14 protein-coding genes and 2 pseudogenes are annotated in these 17,950 nt (G+C 70.0%); 8 read left to right on the top strand and 8 right to left on the bottom strand.

The features are described 5' to 3' along the window. Positions 1 to 29 precede the first annotated feature (29 nt). Together AC5P09_RS31710 and AC5P09_RS31705 are read left to right on the top strand one after the other, a co-directional pair. Positions 30 to 1,349, top strand: coding sequence for an MFS transporter (locus AC5P09_RS31710; protein ID WP_493877173.1), 1,320 nt, complete (start codon positions 30 to 32; stop codon positions 1,347 to 1,349). Between the two features lie 75 nt (positions 1,350 to 1,424). Then, complete coding sequence (locus AC5P09_RS31705) at positions 1,425 to 2,459, top strand: dihydrodipicolinate synthase family protein (RefSeq protein WP_493877172.1); 1,035 nt, start codon at positions 1,425 to 1,427, stop codon at positions 2,457 to 2,459. Positions 2,460 to 2,657: 198 nt separating this feature from the next. Here the strand turns inward: AC5P09_RS31705 and AC5P09_RS31700 are convergent, their stop codons facing one another. The 3 genes and pseudogenes from AC5P09_RS31700 to AC5P09_RS31690 form a co-directional block, all read right to left on the bottom strand. After that, positions 2,658 to 3,230: an AAA domain-containing protein gene (locus AC5P09_RS31700; protein WP_493877188.1), complete on the bottom strand. Its 573-nt coding sequence runs from the start codon at positions 3,228 to 3,230 to the stop codon at positions 2,658 to 2,660. A gap of 221 nt (positions 3,231 to 3,451) precedes the next feature. Beyond that, positions 3,452 to 4,750, bottom strand: coding sequence for a glycoside hydrolase family 32 protein (locus tag AC5P09_RS31695; protein ID WP_493877171.1), 1,299 nt, complete (start codon positions 4,748 to 4,750; stop codon positions 3,452 to 3,454). A 9-nt stretch (positions 4,751 to 4,759) separates the two neighbouring features. Then, positions 4,760 to 5,857: pseudogene (locus tag AC5P09_RS31690) on the bottom strand (integrase core domain-containing protein). A gap of 399 nt (positions 5,858 to 6,256) precedes the next feature. Here AC5P09_RS31690 and AC5P09_RS31685 point away from each other — a divergent pair. The 4 genes and pseudogenes from AC5P09_RS31685 to AC5P09_RS31670 all read left to right on the top strand — a co-directional run. Beyond that, positions 6,257 to 6,445 (top strand): annotated as a pseudogene (locus AC5P09_RS31685) (MBL fold metallo-hydrolase); the annotation flags it as partial. 355 nt (positions 6,446 to 6,800) lie between these two features. Further along, positions 6,801 to 7,685, top strand: a complete 885-nt coding sequence (locus tag AC5P09_RS31680) for an ABC transporter substrate-binding protein (RefSeq protein ID WP_493877170.1) — start codon at positions 6,801 to 6,803, stop codon at positions 7,683 to 7,685. Continuing rightward, positions 7,682 to 8,623 carry an amino acid ABC transporter permease gene (locus AC5P09_RS31675; protein ID WP_411148851.1) on the top strand — a complete coding sequence of 314 codons (942 nt, stop codon included), beginning with the start codon at positions 7,682 to 7,684 and terminating at the stop codon, positions 8,621 to 8,623. Before AC5P09_RS31680 ends, AC5P09_RS31675 begins: the two co-directional genes overlap by 4 nt. After that, the gene (locus AC5P09_RS31670) at positions 8,620 to 9,372 is read left to right on the top strand and encodes an amino acid ABC transporter ATP-binding protein (RefSeq protein ID WP_493877169.1); all 753 of its coding nucleotides are present in this window, start codon (positions 8,620 to 8,622) and stop codon (positions 9,370 to 9,372) included. The genes AC5P09_RS31675 and AC5P09_RS31670 overlap by 4 nt, the downstream gene beginning before the upstream one ends. Before the next feature lie 25 nt (positions 9,373 to 9,397). On the opposite strand, the gene aroQ is transcribed toward AC5P09_RS31670, so the two are convergent. Beyond that, positions 9,398 to 9,871, bottom strand: a complete 474-nt coding sequence (gene aroQ, locus AC5P09_RS31665) for a type II 3-dehydroquinate dehydratase (RefSeq protein WP_493877168.1) — start codon at positions 9,869 to 9,871, stop codon at positions 9,398 to 9,400. A gap of 102 nt (positions 9,872 to 9,973) precedes the next feature. Between aroQ and AC5P09_RS31660 the strand changes: the two genes are divergently transcribed. Then, complete coding sequence (locus tag AC5P09_RS31660) at positions 9,974 to 11,020, top strand: S66 family peptidase (protein ID WP_493877167.1); 1,047 nt, start codon at positions 9,974 to 9,976, stop codon at positions 11,018 to 11,020. Positions 11,021 to 11,080: 60 nt separating this feature from the next. Next, complete coding sequence (locus tag AC5P09_RS31655) at positions 11,081 to 12,385, top strand: MFS transporter (RefSeq protein ID WP_493877166.1); 1,305 nt, start codon at positions 11,081 to 11,083, stop codon at positions 12,383 to 12,385. Positions 12,386 to 12,467: 82 nt separating this feature from the next. Here the strand turns inward: AC5P09_RS31655 and AC5P09_RS31650 are convergent, their stop codons facing one another. The 4 genes from AC5P09_RS31650 to AC5P09_RS31635 all read right to left on the bottom strand — a co-directional run bounded on the left by AC5P09_RS31650 (position 12,468) and on the right by AC5P09_RS31635 (position 17,929). Beyond that, complete coding sequence (locus AC5P09_RS31650; RefSeq protein WP_493877165.1) at positions 12,468 to 13,568, bottom strand: calcium:cation antiporter; 1,101 nt, start codon at positions 13,566 to 13,568, stop codon at positions 12,468 to 12,470. A 280-nt stretch (positions 13,569 to 13,848) separates the two neighbouring features. Next, entirely contained in the window at positions 13,849 to 14,850 is a 1,002-nt protein-coding gene (locus AC5P09_RS31645; protein WP_493877164.1) for a TerC family protein, read from the bottom strand. 225 nt (positions 14,851 to 15,075) lie between these two features. After that, positions 15,076 to 17,313 (bottom strand): TerD family protein, encoded by a 2,238-nt coding sequence (locus tag AC5P09_RS31640; protein WP_493877163.1) that lies wholly within the window; start codon positions 17,311 to 17,313, stop codon positions 15,076 to 15,078. Positions 17,314 to 17,362: 49 nt separating this feature from the next. Further along, positions 17,363 to 17,929: a TerD family protein gene (locus AC5P09_RS31635; protein ID WP_266448652.1), complete on the bottom strand. Its 567-nt coding sequence runs from the start codon at positions 17,927 to 17,929 to the stop codon at positions 17,363 to 17,365. Positions 17,930 to 17,950 lie beyond the last annotated feature (21 nt).

Here is a 17,950-nt window from a genome sequence, read left to right as displayed (position 1 = left end):
CATTCCCGCTTTGGCCTTCGGAGGACCTCATGACGACGACCGAAGCAGATCAGGCGACCGCGACACGGCCCACGCCGCTCTCCCGGATGCAACGGCGCGTCCTCGCCGGTGGCAGCGTGGGTCAGTTCGTGGAGTTCTATGACTTCACTCTCTACGGACTCTCGGCCGTCACCCTGTCCAAACTGTTCTTCCCCGGCGAGAGTGCCCTCGCCGGCCTGCTCGTCACATTCGCCACCTACGGCGTCGCCTTCGCCGTGAGGCCGCTCGGCGGGCTCTTCTTCGGCGCCCTGGGCGACAGGGTCGGCCGCCGCAAGGTCCTCTACATGACCTTGCTGTCGATCGGCATCGCCACCGCAGCGATCGGAATGCTTCCCACGCACGCGTCCATCGGAGTGCTGGCCCCCTGCCTCCTGGTGCTGTGCCGGCTCGTCCAGGGCTTCTCCGCCGGCGGCGAGTCGGTGGGCGCGCCGACCTTCGTCTTCGAGCACGCCCCGGTCCACCGGCGTGGTCTCTGGCTGAACATCACGCTCGCCGCCACCGCCCTGCCCTCCGTGGTCGCCGGCACCCTCATTCTGGTGCTCAGCAAGTCCATGAGCGACGACGCCTTCATGTCCTGGGGCTGGCGCATCCCCTTCCTGCTGGCTCTGCCGGCGGCGTTCTTCGGCCTCTGGATCCGCATGCGCACCGAGGAGAGCGAGGTGTTCCAGCAGGCCCGGGCCGAGACGACCGGCCGCAAGCGCGGCCCGATCCGCCAGGCCTTCCGCGAGAACAAGGTCCGGATGCTTCAGGTCGTCTTCGTCCTGGGCCTGACCGCCATGGGCTTCTATTCGCTGGCCGGATACTTCGTCACCTACGTGCAGACCACCGGCGGCCTCAGCCGTGAGCAGTCGCTGCTGCTCAACGCGGCGGCCATGACGGCGTACACGGTGCTGCTGCCCATCGGCGGCATCATCGGAGACAGGGTGGGCCGCAAGCCGATGCTGATCGCGGGCTCGGCGGCACTCGCCGTGCTGTCCATCCCCTGCTTCATGCTCGTCACCAGCGGATCCTTCATGCTGGCAGGTCTGGGACAGCTGCTCTTCGTGGTCCCGCTGTGCATCTACGGCGGCGGCTGCTACGCGTTCTTCGTGGAGATCTTCACCACGGAGACCCGCTTCACCTCGGCCGCCATCAGCTACAACACCGCATACGCGGCCTTCGGCGGAACAGCTCCGCTGGTCGGTACCGCCCTGGTCGGGGCCACCGGAGTCGCCGCCTCTCCCGGCTACTACCTTGCGGGGGCCGCAGTCATTGTGCTCCTGCTGGTGACGCTGACCCGGGTCCCGGAGACCCGCGGCCGAATCGGCTGACCGGCCCCGGTCCGCCGGCCCCGGCATTCATCTGTGGTCTCTCTGCCCGCCGGACGAGACCAGTCCACCGCCCCGATGCCGACGGCACCCCGATGCCTGCGTTGTCCATGGTCTCCGTGGTGCCCGTCAACCAGCCAGCAGAAAGAGAGACCCACCGTGAAGTGCAGTTCGAGGACGGGTGTCGAACTCTGGGGAGCACTGCCGACCCCTTTTCTTCCGTCCGGGGAAGTCGATGAAGCCGGCCTTCGGCGCAATGTTCACCGATGCGTCGACGCGGGACTCGACGGCGTCTACTGCAACGGACTGATGGGTGAGGGATGGGCGCTCAGCCACGACGAGCGCAAGCACATCACCGAAACCATCGTCGGCGAGGCCGCCGGCCACCTTCTGGTCACCCCCGTCACATCGGCGCCCTCCCTCGGCGAATGCATCGAGCTCAGCGCCCACGCCAGGCGAGCAGGCGCCGCCTACGCCGTCCTGGAGGTGCCCGCTTCCGCAGCATCGGACCAGGAAGTGCTCGACTTCTTCGACTCGGTCTTCGCCGCGGTGGACATGCCCTTCGTGATCTTCAATCCGGGCCAGCCGGGCACCCGGGACAGCTCGCTGTCCCCGAAGGCGTTCTCCGCTCTGTGTGAGCGCTCCAACCTGCGCATCCTGAAGACCACCGCAGATCAGGACAGTAACAACCAGCTGCGGGACATCGCCAAGGGGACCCATGTGCGGGTGTCGGACCCACTTGAGGAGCACTTCTTCGAGAACCTGCTCGAACACGGTCAGGCGCTGCTCTACTGCGACCCGGAAGGCTACCTGTACCAGTCGGCGCACTACCGGCCGATCGAAGAGTACATACGGCTCTGTGGGGAGGGCCGCATCCAGGACGCGAGGCACATCTTCGAGTCCCTGGCCGCCGTCCGCAAGGTCTACCGAAAGTGGATCATCGGCCCCCTCGAGAACGGAGAGATGCCGAATGCCGCGCTGAAAGAGTGGTGTGAGCTGATCGGTATGGCCGGAGGGGCGGTCAGGTCTCCGTTGAAGGAGCTCACCGCCGCCCAGGCCACGGAGCTGGAGCACGACTTGAGGCAGGCGCTGGGAGCCCGGTACCCGGGCTGACCAGGTCAGCCAGACGCCCGCCCAAGTTCCCGCAGCGGCCACGCAACGCGGCCGCTGCGAGCCCCACCCTCCGCCTGTTTCACCATTGCTCAACCATCGCCGCCGGCAACACGATCGTCCTCAAGCCGTCCGAGAAGGACCCTTCGGCCGCAAACTTCCTGGCCGGGAAGTGACCGGTGCCGCGGTGTCGCCTCTGGGTCAGCCGGTGCTGGTGTCGTAGAGCCTCCACGCCGGGTATCGCACGGCCTGACCACCTTGTCCGCCGCCGTCCAGGAGTTGGCGGCGACGCAGCATCAGACGCAGGTGGCGTGCTTCGTCAACGCCGTCACCCGGGCCGGAATCGAGCAGGACCGCACGGGGACCGGCAGCGTCCGGGGGCCGTACCAGTACGTCGACGGGGTGCCCGTTGACGCTCTCGCCGAGCGCCACTCTCGTTCCCGGCTGTGCGGACATGACCTGGTAGAGGCGCCGAAGCTGGTCGTCTCCCTTACGTCCGTCGATGCGAGAATCGCTTGCGGTGGCGGCGTTCAGGAGCTCGGCGGCAACACCGCCCCGCTCACGCCACAGGTTCATGTCTCCGACCACGATGAGGTGGCTGCGGGCCCGAGTGATGGCGACGCTCCAGAGATTGAGCTGGTGGTGGACCCAGCCGACCGCGCCGGCGTGCATGCCCTCACCCGCGACGAGTGAGAAGACCATGACGTCGCGTTCGCCGCCCTGGAAGGTGTGCACGGTGCCGACGCGTACGCGTTGCTGGTCGTAGCGCCTCAGGTGGTCGCGGAGTTCGTCGGCTTGGGCTTGAAGGAGGTGACCACGCCGATGGTGGCCTCGGCGGGCAGCTGCTCCAGCAGGGTGCGTACGAAGCTGTCCACCTGCCGTCTCCGCCTCTTGCGGCGCGGATGCGTCAGAAGAACTGCCTATGTCGGCGTCGCCCGCCCACTGGACCAAGAGGAGAACGAGAGCAGACGATCGACTGTCACCGGAACCGTCGTTCACAGCTGCCGCGCGTACGTGTCCTGGTATGCCACTCTCCCTCCGAACACGTTGAGGCCGATGTGTCCATCCATGTACGTCGTGTCGGTCACGTCGATGATCCGCTTGCCGTCGAGGAACACCTGGATGCGGTCGCCCTCAGCCAGGATACGGACCGGGTAGGTCGTGCCGCGGCGGACCAGGGCCGGGACGCGGGCGAGGGCGGAGCTGTCGTCGAAGTAACCGTTGGCCTTGGCGACCAGGCGGATCACCCGCAGGTCGGGGTCGATATTGAGGCAGTAGGCGTCGGCGCCGTTGGAGGAGGCGCGCCAGAGGAGGGAGAGGGCGCCGCCCGTTGCCGGGTCGGGGCCGCCGAGGCGGACCAGGGTGGTGAGGTCCAGGTCCGTCGCCGTGCGCGCCGACATCGCGTTGGAGTCCTGGTCGAAGGTTCCCGCGCGGCCCGCACTGTCCGTCGACCAGTGGCCGGCGGGGGTGACCGTGAACTCGCCGCGGTCCGAGCGGAATTCGCCGCCGGTCGGGGCGGCCGCCAACGGTCTCACGCGGTCGACCAGGCGGTAGGTGCCCTCCAGCCGGTGAACCTTCAGCGACTCGATGTGCGCGGTGCCGCCCTTGGCGTAGAAGGCCATGGTGTCAGCCTCAGGGTCGGGGAAGATCAGGCTGGTCACCGCGGCCTGTCCATCCGCGACGAATGCCTCGACCGATGACGAGTCGACATACACGTGCAGGGTCACGCGGCCGTCGGTCGCTTTCATCGGCGCGGTCGTGCGGCCCGCGAAATACTGGGTGAAGTCGCTCAGGCCCGACGCCGACCGGTCCACGAACAGTTGGCTCGCCTCGGCGTCGTATCCAACCGTCGTGTGCCGGTTGTCGTCGGCCCGGAGCCGGAAGCCGATCTCGGTGGCGGTGCCGAGGGTGACCTCGGCCTCGATCTCGTAGGCGATGCCGGTGACGCCCGCGAGTAGGTTGGCGGAGTCGGTGCCGACGGGGAGGTCCTTGCGGGTTGTCGTGGATGTGCGTAGAGCGGTCAGCTCCGGGACGGGGCGCTGCACCAGGCGTGCGCCGTCGGCGGTGTCCGTGAGGGTCAGCTCGCGGGGGATGCTCAGCTGGCCGTTCCAGGAGCCGGTCGGGGCGCTGAACGGGTAGTCCCAGTTGCTCATCCAGCCGAGCCAGACGCGGCGCCCGTCGGGCAGGCCGCAGTAGGACATCGCGGCGTAGTAGTCGCGGCCGGAGTCGGCGCGCAGGACCGTGCCCGCCGTCTGGTCGGGGGTGAAGGACGTTGCCCTTGCCGGAAACCTCATCCGGCTTGGTCACGCAGCATGCTGGTACTCGTGAAGGAGGCCGCCGAGTCGGTCGGTTCGATGTATGTCGAGGCGGGCGATTTGGTCCGGATCGGTGATCGGTTCGGGGAGCGGGTGCAGCGGGCGGGCGTTCGCGATGCCCTGGTGCGGCCGGTGCGCGTTGTAGAACTGCTCGAACTCCCGCAGTGCGTGGAGGAGATGCCGCTGGTTCCAGATCAGGGTGCGGTCCAGCAGTTCACGGCGGCAGGTCTGCACCCATCTCTCCATGATGGAGTTCATGCGGGGGATCCGGATGCCGCTGAGCACGACCTCGATCCCCGCGTCGGCGAGGATCGTGTCGAACAGTTCGGGGAACTTCCCGTCCCGGTCCCGGATCAGGTAGCGGGCCTGGCAGCCGGCGTCCTGGAGGTCCATGACGAGATTCCTCGCCGCCTGCACGACCCAGGAGGTGGTCGGGTGCGCGGTCACACCCAGGATCCGGATGCGCCGGTCGGTGTGCTCGATGAGCGCGAACACCTACAGCCGCGCCCCGGACAGGGTGACGGTTTCGAAGAAGTCGCACGCGAGGAGCGCGTCCGCCTGGGAGCGCAGGAAGTCCGCCCAGGTACTGGACGTCCGCTCGGGTGCCGGCGGGATCCCGGCGTCCTTGAGGATCTCCCAGACCGTGGACGCCGCCACTTTCACGCCGAGGACGAGCAGTTCACCGTGCAGGCGCCGGTAGCCCCAGGTCGGGTTCTCGCGGGCCAGACGCAGGACCAGGGCGCGGATGGAGCGCACGGTGCGCGGTCGGCCCCCGCGTTTCGGCCGGGACCGGGCGGCGTGGCGGCGGGCGACCAGGTCGCGGTGCCAACGCAGCACGGTGTCGGGCCGCACCAGCAGCCGCATCCGACGCAGCACCTCGGGCGGCAGACCCTGGAGCAGCGCCGCCAGGAACGCCCGGTCGCCCGCGTCGAACCGCACCCACTGCCCGTTCAGCTGCCGCTCCAGCACCGCGATCTGATGGCGCAGAGCCAGGACCTCCACGTCCATGTCCCGATCGCTCATCGGCAGCAGCCGCAGCATCGCGAAGGCGCTCGCCATGCCCAGGTACACCAGTCGCAGCAGCATGGTCGGTCATCATGCCTGGGTGATCGCCAGTCGTGCCAGAGTGGTCGACGCCGGCGAAGCGGCCGACATCCCGCGAACCGTCGCGCACCGGCTCCAACCAGCGCGGATGACGTTATCGGCAAGGGCAGGGTTGCTGGGCCGCGGCGATGGCGGCCTCCATAAGCGCGTCGTACTTCGGGCGCTCGGTCCCTGAGTGGGCGCTGATGTCGTTCTCGATGTACTCGGCGCCGATCTTTCCCAGACGTTGTCTGCAGCGAAGGCTCGGAGGTCGTCCATCTGTCGGTTGACACCGCGCTTCAGGTCGCGGGGGTCCTCGCTGATACGGGCGTACAGAAACGCCACGGTGCGGGCGGGGGCAAGGTTGGCGGTCACATTTGCCGTGTTACCCGGTGAGCTTTGGTGTTCCCGGGCGGCGTGGGCAACACCCGCAAGGACCCGAAGGCGTTCGCCAGCCTGATCCACGACGTCGAGACAAAGATCTTCGACGTGCTCCCGGACGAGACCTGGGTGTATCCCGGGCACGGCAACGACACGAGCCTGGGCGCGGAGCGACCGCATCTGCCGGAGTGGCGCGCGCGGGGGTGGTGAGCACCGCCGAGCGGTGGTGAACAAGGGGCGCCCGCCGATGAGTGCGCGCCCCGCGCACAGTTTCCACCGCACGCGGGCGCGTACGCGCCCCGTGTGAACCCTTCACACACGCCGGTGCCACGCGCGCGCTCCCGGCGCACGTGGTTGCGCGGTCAACTGGCAGCAGCCCCGCAGCAGGATGACGGCTCCTGCGCGGTACGGGCCGCCGGCCTTTCGATCCCCGCCCTCGGCCGGCGGCCCCGGCGAACGGCGCGTCGCGGGACGCGTTCACAAGAATGCAACACCCGTTCCCACCATGCGGACGATTCATGCCGTGACCTCGACAAACGGGGCGGCGGACTGTCACTCTCCCGCCATGCATCTTGCCTCGCGCGCGCTGCACCGCGCCGTCGCCGCCGCGACCACAGCCCTGCTCGCCACCGCCGTCGGCTGCGCTCCGCAGCCGGAGGAGAAGGCCGCCGACACGCCGTCGGGGTCGGCCGGGACCACCTGCGCCAAGGGCAAGTTGGCCACCGAAACCTCCGGCAAGCTGACCATCGCCACCGACGAGCCCGCCTACGAGCCATGGTTCAAGGACGACGAGCCCACGAACGGCAAGGGCTTCGAGTCGGCGGTCGCGTACGCCGTGGCGAACGAGCTGGGCTACGACAAGAGTGCCGTCGTCTGGCAGAGCGTCCCCTTCAACAAGGCCTTCGCGCCCGGTGAGAAGACCTTCGACTTCGACATCAACCAGGTGTCGATCAGCGACGAGCGCAAGAAGGCCGTGGACTTCTCCTCCGGCTACTACGACGTGCGCCAGGCCGTCATCGCCCTCAAGGACAGCAAGGCCGCGAAGGCGACCAGCCTCGCCGACCTCAAGGGCCTCAAGCTGGGCGCCCAGGTCGGCACGACCAGCCTCAACTACATCAACGACGTGGTGAAGCCGACGCGGGATCCCGCCGCCTACGCCAAGAACGACCAGGCCAAGTCCGCGCTGAAGAACGGCCAGGTCGACGCCATCGTCGTCGACCTGCCGACCGCGTTCTACATCACGGCGGCCGAGGTGACGGACGCGACGATCGTGGGGCAGTTCGAGAACCAGGGCGGTACGCCGGAGCAGTTCGGGCTCGTGCTCGACAAGGGCAGCGCGCTCACCGCGTGCGTGACGGACGCCGTCGACACCCTCCGCGAGAACGGCACGCTGGCCAGGATCGAGCAGCAGTGGCTGTCCGACGCCGTCGACGCCCCGGTACTCAAGTGACGCTCACCAAGGACGAGTCCGGCCAGGAGGACGCGGACGGCAAGGGCGACCTGACCGGCTCCGGTGAGCCGGACCGCCCGGGAGCCGGCGAGGGGTACGTCCCCTCGCAGCGGCGGATCGACCGCGAGGCCTACAAGCGCGCCCGCTCCCGCCGTGCCACCGCGATCGCCGCCCTCTCGACCCTGGTCACGGGCGTCGTCCTCTACCTGGTCGTCGTCAACGCGCCCGGCTGGTCGCGCACCAAGGAGACATTCTTCAGCGCCGAGTACGCGCGCGAGGCGTTGCCCAAGGTCCTCGAAGGGCTCTGGCTCAACGTCCGGCTGCTGCTGATCTGCGGCGCTGCCGTCCTCGTCCTCGGGATGCTCATCGCCGTCGCGCGCACGCTGCGCGGCCCGGTGTTCTTCCCGCTGCGCGTGCTGGCCGCCGCGTACACGGACTTCTTCCGGGGCCTGCCGCTCATCATCAACCTGATGATCGTGGTCCTCGGCGTCCCCGCGCTGCGTCTGCAGGGCGTGACCGTCGACCCGGTGCTGCTGGGCGGTACGGCGCTGACGCTGACCTACTCGGCGTACGTCGCCGAGGTGTTCCGGGCCGGCATCGAGTCCGTCCACCCCTCGCAGCGCGCCGCGGCCCGCTCGCTGGGCCTCAACAACCGACAGGCGCTGCGGTACGTCGTCCTGCCCCAGGCGGTACGCCGCCAGGTGCCGCCCCTGCTCAACGACCTGGTGTCGCTCCAGAAGGACACCGGGCTGGTGTCGATCGGCGGCGCCGTGGACGCCGTACGGGCCGCCGACATCATCGTCGGCCGCAGCCTCAACTACACGCCGTACATCGTCGCGGGCCTGGTCTTCGTGGCGCTGACCATCCCCATGACACGGTTCACGGACTGGGTGACGGCCCGGATGGACCGTAAGCGGGCCCAGGGAGGATCCCTATGAACGACGCCCCCGTGCTGCGCATGGAGTCGGTCCGCAAGACCTTCGGTGAGTCGGTCGTGCTGCGGGACGTCGATCTGGAGGTCGCTCCGCACACGGTGACCGCGCTGATCGGGGCCTCCGGCTCCGGCAAGTCGACGTTGCTGCGGTGCGCGAACCTCCTGGAGGACATCGACGACGGCGCGATCTGGCTGGACGACGAGGAGATCACCGATCCGCGTGCCGACCAGGACGCGGTGCGCCGCCGTATCGGCGTGGTCTTCCAGGCGTACAACCTGTTTCCGCACATGACGGTCCTCGAGAACATCACCCTGGCCCCGCGCCGCGTGCACGGGGTGCCCCGTGCGGAGGCCGAGGCACGCGCGCGTGAACTGCTGGAGCGGCTCGGCCTCGGCGGCAGGGCGGGCGAGTACCCGGACCGGCTGAGCGGCGGACAGCAGCAGCGGGTCGCGATCGTGCGCGCCCTGGCCGTACGTCCCCGGCTGCTGCTGCTCGACGAGGTCACCGCCGCCCTCGACCCGGAGCTGGTGGGCGAGGTCCTGGCCGTCGTGCGCGATCTGAAGGACGACGGCATGACCATGGTGCTGGCCACGCACGAGATGAGCTTCGCCCGCGAGGTGGCCGACCAGGTGTGCTTCCTGGACGGCGGTGTGGTCCTGGAGCGCGGCAGCGCCGAGCAGATCTTCGGCGACCCGCAGCAGGAGCGCACACAGCGCTTTCTGCGGCGGATCGTGGAGGCGGGGCGGCTGTAAGGGGCGTCCGCCTGGACAGCGGGACTTACGCCTCGGCCTGCCCCGCCCCCACCAGCGCCGCGACCCGCTCCACCCCGAACACGTACCCCTGCACTCCGCACCCCGCGATGACCCCGTCGGCACGCAGCGAGACGTACGAGTGGTGCCGGAACGTCTCGCGCTGGTGGATGTTGGAGATGTGGACCTCCAACACCGGAAGGCCGTCACAGGTGTTGAGCGCATCCAGGATCGCCACCGAGGTGTGCGAGTAGGCACCGGGGTTGATCACAATCCCGCAGTGGTTCAGCCGCGCCTCGTGGATCCAGTCGACCAGCTCGCCCTCGTGGTTGGACTGGCGGAAGTCCACCGTGCTGCCGTGCGCGGCCGCCGCCTTGGCGCACAGGGCCTCGACGTCGGCGAGCGTGTCGGAGCCGTAGATCTCCGGCTGGCGCTGGCCGAGCAGGTTCAGGTTGGGGCCGTTGAGGATCATGATCGGGGCGTTGGCCAGGGTGCGGGGCACGGTTCCTCCGGTCCGTTCAGGGTGGGCGATCCTTTGAGGACCGCTGCTCGGACCCGGTTTATCACGGTGCGCGGCCGGACCCACGGCCCGTACCCTCCCCGCATGACGACGATCTCCTACCCGCCCAAGCCGTCGCCCGGCGACCGTATAGCCGTGATCTCGCCGTCGGCCGGTCTGCCCGGCCTGTTCCCGCGCCCCTACGAACTGGGTCTTGAGCGGCTGCGCAAGGAGTACGGGCTCGAACCGGTCGAGTATCCGGCGACGCGCACCATGGGCTCCACGCCGCGGGAGCGGGCCGCCGACATCCACGCCGCGTTCGCCGATCCGGACATCAAGGCGGTGATCGCGTCGATCGGCGGTGACGACCAGATCACCGTACTGCCGCTGCTGGACCGGGAGTTGATCGCCGCGAACCCGAAGCCCTTCTTCGGGATGAGCGACAACACCAACCTGCTCGCCTATCTGCGCAATGCCGGAATCGTGAGCTACCACGGTGCGTCCGTGATGTGCGAACTGGGCCGTCCCGGCGCCATGCACCCGCAGACCGCCGAGTCGCTGCGCGCGGCGCTGTTCACCTCGGGTGAGTACGAGTTGAGGCCCGCCGAGCGCTGGAACGACGTCAACCGCGACTGGGCGGACCCGGCGACCTTCGACACGGAGCCCGAGACCCGGCCCGGCACCGGATGGACCTGGGTGAACGCCGACCGGGTGGTCGAGGGCCGGAGTTGGGGCGGTTGCCTGGAGATCCTCGGCTGGCTGCTGATGGCCGACCGCGAAGTCGCGCACGACCTGACGGAGTACGACGGCGGAGTGCTGCTCCTGGAGACCTCGGAGGACATGCCGAGTGCCACGGAGGTCTTCTGGACCATGCGCAACATGGGCGAGCGCGGCCTGCTCCAGCGCTTCTCCGCACTGCTGATGGGCCGAGCGAAGACCTGGTCCTTCGAGCGCCCCAACAGCCCGCGGGAGGCCGCTCGTTACGCCGCCGGGCAGCGCGAGGCCGTGCTGCGCGCCATGGGGGCGTACGCCCCCGAGACCCCGATCGTCCTCGACGTCGACTTCGGGCACACCGACCCACAACTCGTCATCCCGTACGGCGGCACCGTCCGCGTCGACGGCCCTTCCCGGCGCATCACCGTCACGTACTGACGCGGGCCGCGCGCCCGCGCGCCCCCGTAACCGGCGATCACCGTGGGTAGTTGACGCGGCATGCACGACGTACGCACCGTAAGGGCCCCCTCCATGCTGCGGCTCGCGGCCGCCTCGCTCGCCGGGACGGCCATCGAGTTCTACGACTTCTTCGTCTACGGGACCGCGGCGGCGCTCGTCCTGGGGCCGTTGTTCTTCCCGACGTTCTCACCGGTGGCGGGGACGCTGGCCGCCTTCGGGACGTTCGGCGTGGGGTTCATCGCGCGGCCGCTGGGATCGGTGCTGTTCGGGCACATCGGCGACCGGCGCGGGCGCAGGCCGGTCCTGGTCGCCTCGCTGCTGCTGACCGGCGCCTCCACGGTCGCGGTCGGCTGTGTACCGACGTACGAGACCATCGGTGTCGCCGCTCCCGTACTGCTGCTCGTGCTGCGCTTTCTGCAGGGGCTCGGGCTCGGCGGGGAGTGGGGCGGGGCCGTCCTGCTGACCGCGGAGCACGCGCCCCCCGAACGGCGGGGCCTGTGGTCGAGCTTCCCGCAGGTCGGGCCCGCGCTGGGCTTCCTGCTCGCCAACGGCGTGGTGCTGGCACTGTCCGCGACGCTGACCGAGGCGCAGTTCGCGCAGTGGGGCTGGCGGGTGCCGTTCTGGGCGGCCGGGGTGCTGGCCGTGGTGGGGTTGTGGCTGCGTTCCTCGCTTGTCGAGAGCCCCAGTTTCCTCGAGATCGACGACCACGCGCGCGTGCCGCTCGCCGAGGTGGCGCGTGACCACTGGCGGCTCGTCCTGCTGACCGCGGGGGCGCTCGCCATCGGGTACGCGATCTTCTACGCCGTGACGACCTGGTCCCTCGCGTACGCCACGGAGCGGCTCGGAGTGAGCCGTACCGTCATGCTGACCTGCATCATGGCCGCGGTGCTGGTGAAGGGCTCGCTGACGCCGGTGGCGGCGCTGCTCGGTGACCGTTACGGGCGGCGGCCGTTGTGCCTGGCCGGGTGTGCGGGCGCCGCCGTGTGGATGTTCCCGATGGTCGCGCTCCTCGCCACGGGCGAGCCGTTGCTGATGTTCCTCGGCTTCCTGGGGGCGATGCTCGCGTTCATCACCATGTTCGCCGTGATCGCCGCGTATCTGCCGGAGCTGTACGAGCCCCGGGTGCGCTGCACGGGCGCCGCGGTCGGCTACAACCTCGGCGGGGTTGTCGGGGGCGCGCTCACGCCCCTCGTGGCGACCGCGCTCGTCGAGCAGGGCGGCCGGGTGCCGTGGGGTGTGGGCGCGTATCTGACCGGGATCGCGCTGCTCAGCCTGGGGTGTTTCGCGTTGTTGCCCGAGACGCGGCCGGTGCCGGTGGTGGCGGCGGAGCCGGCCACTGGCTGAACCCGCGGTGCGTAAGCGCTCGCGCAAGCGTTTACGCACCGTCTGGGGATCATCCCGCTGGGGATTCCGGTAGGGATTCCCGCTAGGGATTGATCGCCAGCTCCAGATACGCCGCGAACACCACCAGGTGGAGTCCTCCCTGGAGCGGCGTGGCCCGCCCCGGCACCACCGTCAGGGAGCTCACCACCACAGTCAGCGCGAGCAGCACCATGTGGGTGGAGCCGAGGCCGAGGACAAGCGGGCCGGAGAGCCAGATCGAGGCCAGGGCGACCGCCGGGATGGTGAGGCCGATGCTGGCCATCGCGGAGCCGAGCGCGAGGTTGAGGCTGGTCTGCACCCGGTCGCGGCGCGCGGAGCGCAGTGCGGCGATGGTCTCGGGCAGCAGCACCAGAAGGGCGATGATCACGCCGACGACCGCGTGCGGCAGGTCGGCCGCCTCCACACCGGACTCAATGGTCGGCGACACGCCTTTGGCCAGGCCGACCACGCCGATCAGGGCCAGGCCCAGCAGTCCGAGGCTGACCAGGGCGGTGCGCGCGGACGGCACGCCGGCGTGTTCTTCGACGGTGATCACCTCGCCCTGGCGGGTGATCGGGAGGAAGTAGTCGCGGTGCCGCACGGTCTGGGTCGCCACGAACAGGCCGTACAGGACCAGCGAGGAGATCGCCGCAAAGGTCAGCTGCACGCCCGAGAACTCCGGTCCCGGCTTGCTCGTGGTGAACGTCGGCAGCACCAGGCTGAGCGTGGCCAGGGTGGCGACGGTCGCGAGGGCGGCGCCGGTGCCCTCGGGGTTGAAGACCGCCGTGCCGTGGCGGAGGGAGGCGACCAGGAGACTCAGGCCGACGATGCCGTTGCAGGTGATCATCACGGCCGCGAAGACCGTGTCCCTGGCCAGCGTCGAGCTCTTGTCGCCGCCGTCGGCCATCAGGGTGACGATCAGGGCGACCTCGATGATCGTGACGGCGACGGCCAGGACGAGGGAGCCGAAGGGTTCCCCGACCCGGTGGGCGACCACCTCCGCGTGGTGCACGGCCGCCAGGACGGCCCCGGCGAGGATCACCGTCACCAGCGCGACGACCGCGCCGGGCAGGTCTCGACCCCACGTGAACAGCAGCATGACGATCGCGAGCACCGGTACCGCAGACGTCCACTGTGTCGTGAGCGACCCGACCCGAGCGATCATGCAGTGATCGTCGCAGAGGCGAACGGGCCCCGCACTCCAGGAGTACGGGGCCCGTCGGCGTCACGTGGACTCGGTCATGTCCAGCACGTCGCAGTCGGTGAAGGACGGCGGCCTGGTACACAACGCGGCCATCTGTTCCGCGAACCTGGTGGGCGCCTCCCACCCGGACCCGGGGCGTCCCCGGGCGGGGAACGCTCGGTCCCAACGAAGCACCGGGAGCGGTGGTCGGCAATTCGCCGACCACCGCTCCCGGGGGGTGGTTGTCCTACGTCCGAGGTGGTCAGGCCTCGATGCTGTCCTTCGGAGCGCCTTCGTTCGGCTCCTGCGCCGCCTCGGCCGCCGCCTGCTTCTTGGACGCCCGCAGGCTGGTGATCGTGGTGACGATCAGGACCGAGCAGATCACGCCGAGGGAGACCGGGATGCTGATCTCCGGGACGTGGACCCCGGACTCGTGCAGCGCGTGCAGCACCAGCTTGACGCCGATGAAGCCCAGGATGATCGACAGGCCGTAGCTGAGGTGGACCAGCCTCCTGAGCAGGCCGCCGATCAGGAAGTACAGCTGCCTCAGGCCCATCAGCGCGAACGCGTTGGCCGTGAAGACGATGTACGGGTCCTGGGTCAGGCCGAAGATCGCCGGGATCGAGTCGAGCGCGAACAGGACGTCTGTCGAACCGATCGCGAGCATCACGACCAGCATCGGGGTCATGACCCGCTTGCCGTTCTCCTCGATCCACAGCTTGGTGCCGTGGTAGCGGTCGGCCACGCCGAAGCGGCGCTCGACAGCCTTGAGCAGCTTGTTCTCCTCGAACTCCTCGTCCTCCTGGTCGGCCCGGGCCTCCTGGATGAGCTTCCAGGCGGTCCAGATCAGGAAGGCGCCGAAGAGGTAGAAGACCCACGCGAAGCTCGCGAGGATCGCGGCGCCCGCTGCGATGAAGATCGCGCGCAGGACGAGGGCTATCAGCACACCGATGAGCAGCACCCGCTGCTGGTACTGCGAGGGCACCGCGAACTTCGCCATGATCAGGACGAAGACGAAGAGGTTGTCGACGCTCAGGGACTTCTCGGTGATGAAGCCCGCGAAGAACTCGCCGGAGGGCTGGCCGCCGGCGAAGACGAGCAGGCCGAGTCCGAAGAGTCCGGCCAGGACGATCCAGACGATCGTCCAGATTCCGGCTTCCTTGATGGACACGTCGTGCGGCTTGCGGCCGATGAAGAAGTCGACCGCGATGAGGGCGGCAAGGCCCACGATCGTCAGGACCCACAGGGTCAGGGAAACATCCACTGCGCCTCCGGCAGTACGTAACGGCAAGTAACCAGCGTCGTCGCGCTGCCGGAGGTCTCTTCCACCCAGGATGGGCCGACGCCCCGGGATCTGGCCAGATCCGTATTGACGGGTACGCCGCAGTCGACAGGGAGTACTCCCCTCCGTGGGAACAACCGTACCCAATCACCAAGGAAAGGTAAAGCGCTTGGCAAAAGAAGGGTCAAAACACCTGGTCGGGCGGCTTTACGTGTACTTGGTGCGGGCCCTCGCGACCTGGCTGAGCACCTGCTGGAGCACCTCGCTGCCGGGCGGCACGAGCGAGGGCTCGTACGTCCAGGCATGCCCGACCCACGGGTCGGCGAGGTGGTCGTCGGGCACCGGGGTGAGGCGCAGCAACGAACGCCACAGCGGGTCGAGCAACGGGCCGTAGCCGGCGGCCTCCTCACGGTCCGCGACCATCATCAGGTGGACGCCGACGGCCGGGCCCTCGTCCGCGAGGTAGCGGAGCTGGGTCACGGCGCGGTCGTCGAAGCCGTGCGGGAAGTCGTTCACGATCAGCAGTTGCTCGGCGGTGTCGAGGCCGGGCGGCAGCGAGTCGGCCGCACCCGCGCGCACCGCCATCTGCACCAGGTCGACGCGCTCGGTGAGCCGCGCCAGGACGTCCGCCACCCCTGCCGCCCCTACGGCGGGCGGGGCGGCGAGCACTCCCGTCCGCACCAGTGGGGTGAGCGCCTGCGCCGCCGAACCGGCGGGGTCGATGACGTGCACGGTGAACTCGCCCGCCGGGTGGACGGCGAGCAGCCGCGCCGCGTGCGCCACCGCCGTCTCCATCGCGAGGCGTCCCAGGTCGTGGGAGTCGGTGAACGAGCCGTCGAGTGATCCGGCGCGCCCGCTGTCGATCCACAGACCGCGCTCCAGCGGCAGGCGGACCAGCAACGGTATGCGCAGCTCGGGGGCCTCCGGCAGGTGAAGATCGCCCATGCGCAGGGCCATCGGCACCTCCATCGGCACGCGGTAGCCGTGCCACACGGGGTTCTCCCAGCGCGCGTACGCCGGCGGCAGCGCGGGCTCGACGACCTCGGCCTCGGCGGTGAGCTGGGCGAGGTCCCGGTCGAGGACCGCTCTGGCCTGGTCGACGAGCTGGGCGTACTTGGCCCGGGCGGCCTCCCGCGCGGCGTCGCCCTGTCCGCCGAGCCGGCTGCGCGGGTCGGAGAGGACCTGGTCGAGTTCCTTCTCCATCCGCGAGTCGGCGAAGTCGACGGCACTGCGGTACGCGGCCATGGTGCGGGCCAGGTCCTCGAACATGCCCCACACCTGGTTGTAGAGCCGCTCGTCCATGGACCACCCGGCGGCGTCCCCCGCGACCGGTGGCTTGGCCTGCCCGGGCGGGGGCGGCTGCGGAGCCGCGCTCTGACGACGCGGGTGGGCGTAGTCGATGGGGGCGCCGGGCGGCTGGGCGGCGGAGGTGGAGTCCGCGGGTACGGCCCCCTGGGGCTGGCCGGGCTGCGGTGTGGAGGCGGCCGGGGTGCTCTGCGCGTCGTAGGGGGAGATGGCGTGTCGCGGTGTGCCGGTCGCGGGGGTGCCCGGTGTGCCGTGGGGCGGGGTGGGCGGCTGGGGAGCACCGGCCGCCGGCGTGCCCTGCGGTTCGTACGGAGAGGCGGGTTGCGGCGAGACACCCGGAGCCTGCGCACCGTACGGAGACGTGGGCTGCGGCGAGACACCTGGAGCCTGCGCACCGTACGGAGACGTGGGCTGCGGCGGGACGCCCGGAGCCTGGGCGCCGTACGGGGGTACCGGCTGGGGGGGTACGGCGCCGGAGGCGCCCTGGGTCGCGGGGCCGCCCTGGTCGCCGCCGAGGGCCGGTGCGGCCGGTCGGCGGGAGCGGTCGGGGTCGGTGGGGCGTGACGGGGCCGGGAGCGAGCGGGCCAGGCCCTGGGCCACCGCCTCGTTGATGCTGGTCGCCAGGTGATGGGCCTCGGGCAGGCCCTGGTCGGTGAGGAGCTCGGCGAGTCCGCCCCCGTACCCCTGGCCGACCGCACGCACCTTCCAGGCGCCCTGGCGGCGGTAGAACTCCAGGGCGACGACGGCCGACTCGGCGTCCAGACCGGTGATCGTGTAGCTGGCGAGCTCGGTGCCGTCGAGGTCGGTGACCGCGACGAACGGGGCGGCGACGGCGCCGAAGCTCGCCGGTCCTCCCCCGCCCGCCGCGGGCAGGGCGAGCAGCACATCGACCCGGTGCACGGCCTCCGGAACGGCGCCGAGGTCGACCGCGAGGCGGTGGTCGGCGGCCGCCTGACGGGAGACCTCGAGCCCCGGCAGCGTGGGGGCGCCCGGGTGAGCGACCCACTCGACGCCGGGCACCTTGCCGTGCTCGTCGCCGAGCGTGGCCCCCACCACGATCGGCGTGCCGGCCGCGATCCGAACCTCGAGACGGGCCTGGGAGAGCGGGTGATTCTGCCCTCGCACCAGCTCGGCCGTCATCGCCTTCTCCCCCTGTGTCGATGTGTCGCGTGCTGCCCGCCGCGCTGTCCTACAGGTGCGGCAGGATCGCCGGCATCAGGTCCTGGAAGGTGCGACCGTTGGCCGGAGTGCCGAGGGCCGTCATCGTCCAGCCCGGGCCCGTGCGGTGCACCTTGGCCATGATCTGAGCCGTGTACGCGCCGCCGCCCGCGAGTGTGTAGCGGGCGAGTTCCTGGCCGTTGGTCTCGTCGACCAGGCGGCAGAACGCGTTCTGCACCTCCTGGAAGGTCTGGCCCGTGAAGGAGTTCACGGTGAAGACGATCTGGTCGATGTGGACCGGCACCCGCCCCAGGTCGACGAGGATCGACTCGTCGTCGCCGCCCTGGCCCACGCCGCCGACCAGGTTGTCGCCGGTGTGGCGCACCGAGCCGTCGTCGCTCACCAGGTGGCGGAAGAAGACGACGTCGACCGGCTGCTTGTCCGCGAACAGTACGGCCGAGGCATCGAGGTCGACCTCCCGGGTGCGCGAGCCGAACAGGCCGCGCCGGGGGGCCGCCTGCCAGCCGAGACCCATGCGCACCGCCGTCAGCGTGCCGCCGTCACGCTTCTGCAGACTGATGGCCTGACCCTTGGTCAGATTGACGCCGCCGCCGGGCGC

This window comes from Streptomyces sp. a15 (assembly GCF_059026085.1).
The sequence above is the reverse complement of the archived record's forward strand: the minus strand, read 5'-3'. Positions and strand labels throughout refer to the sequence as shown.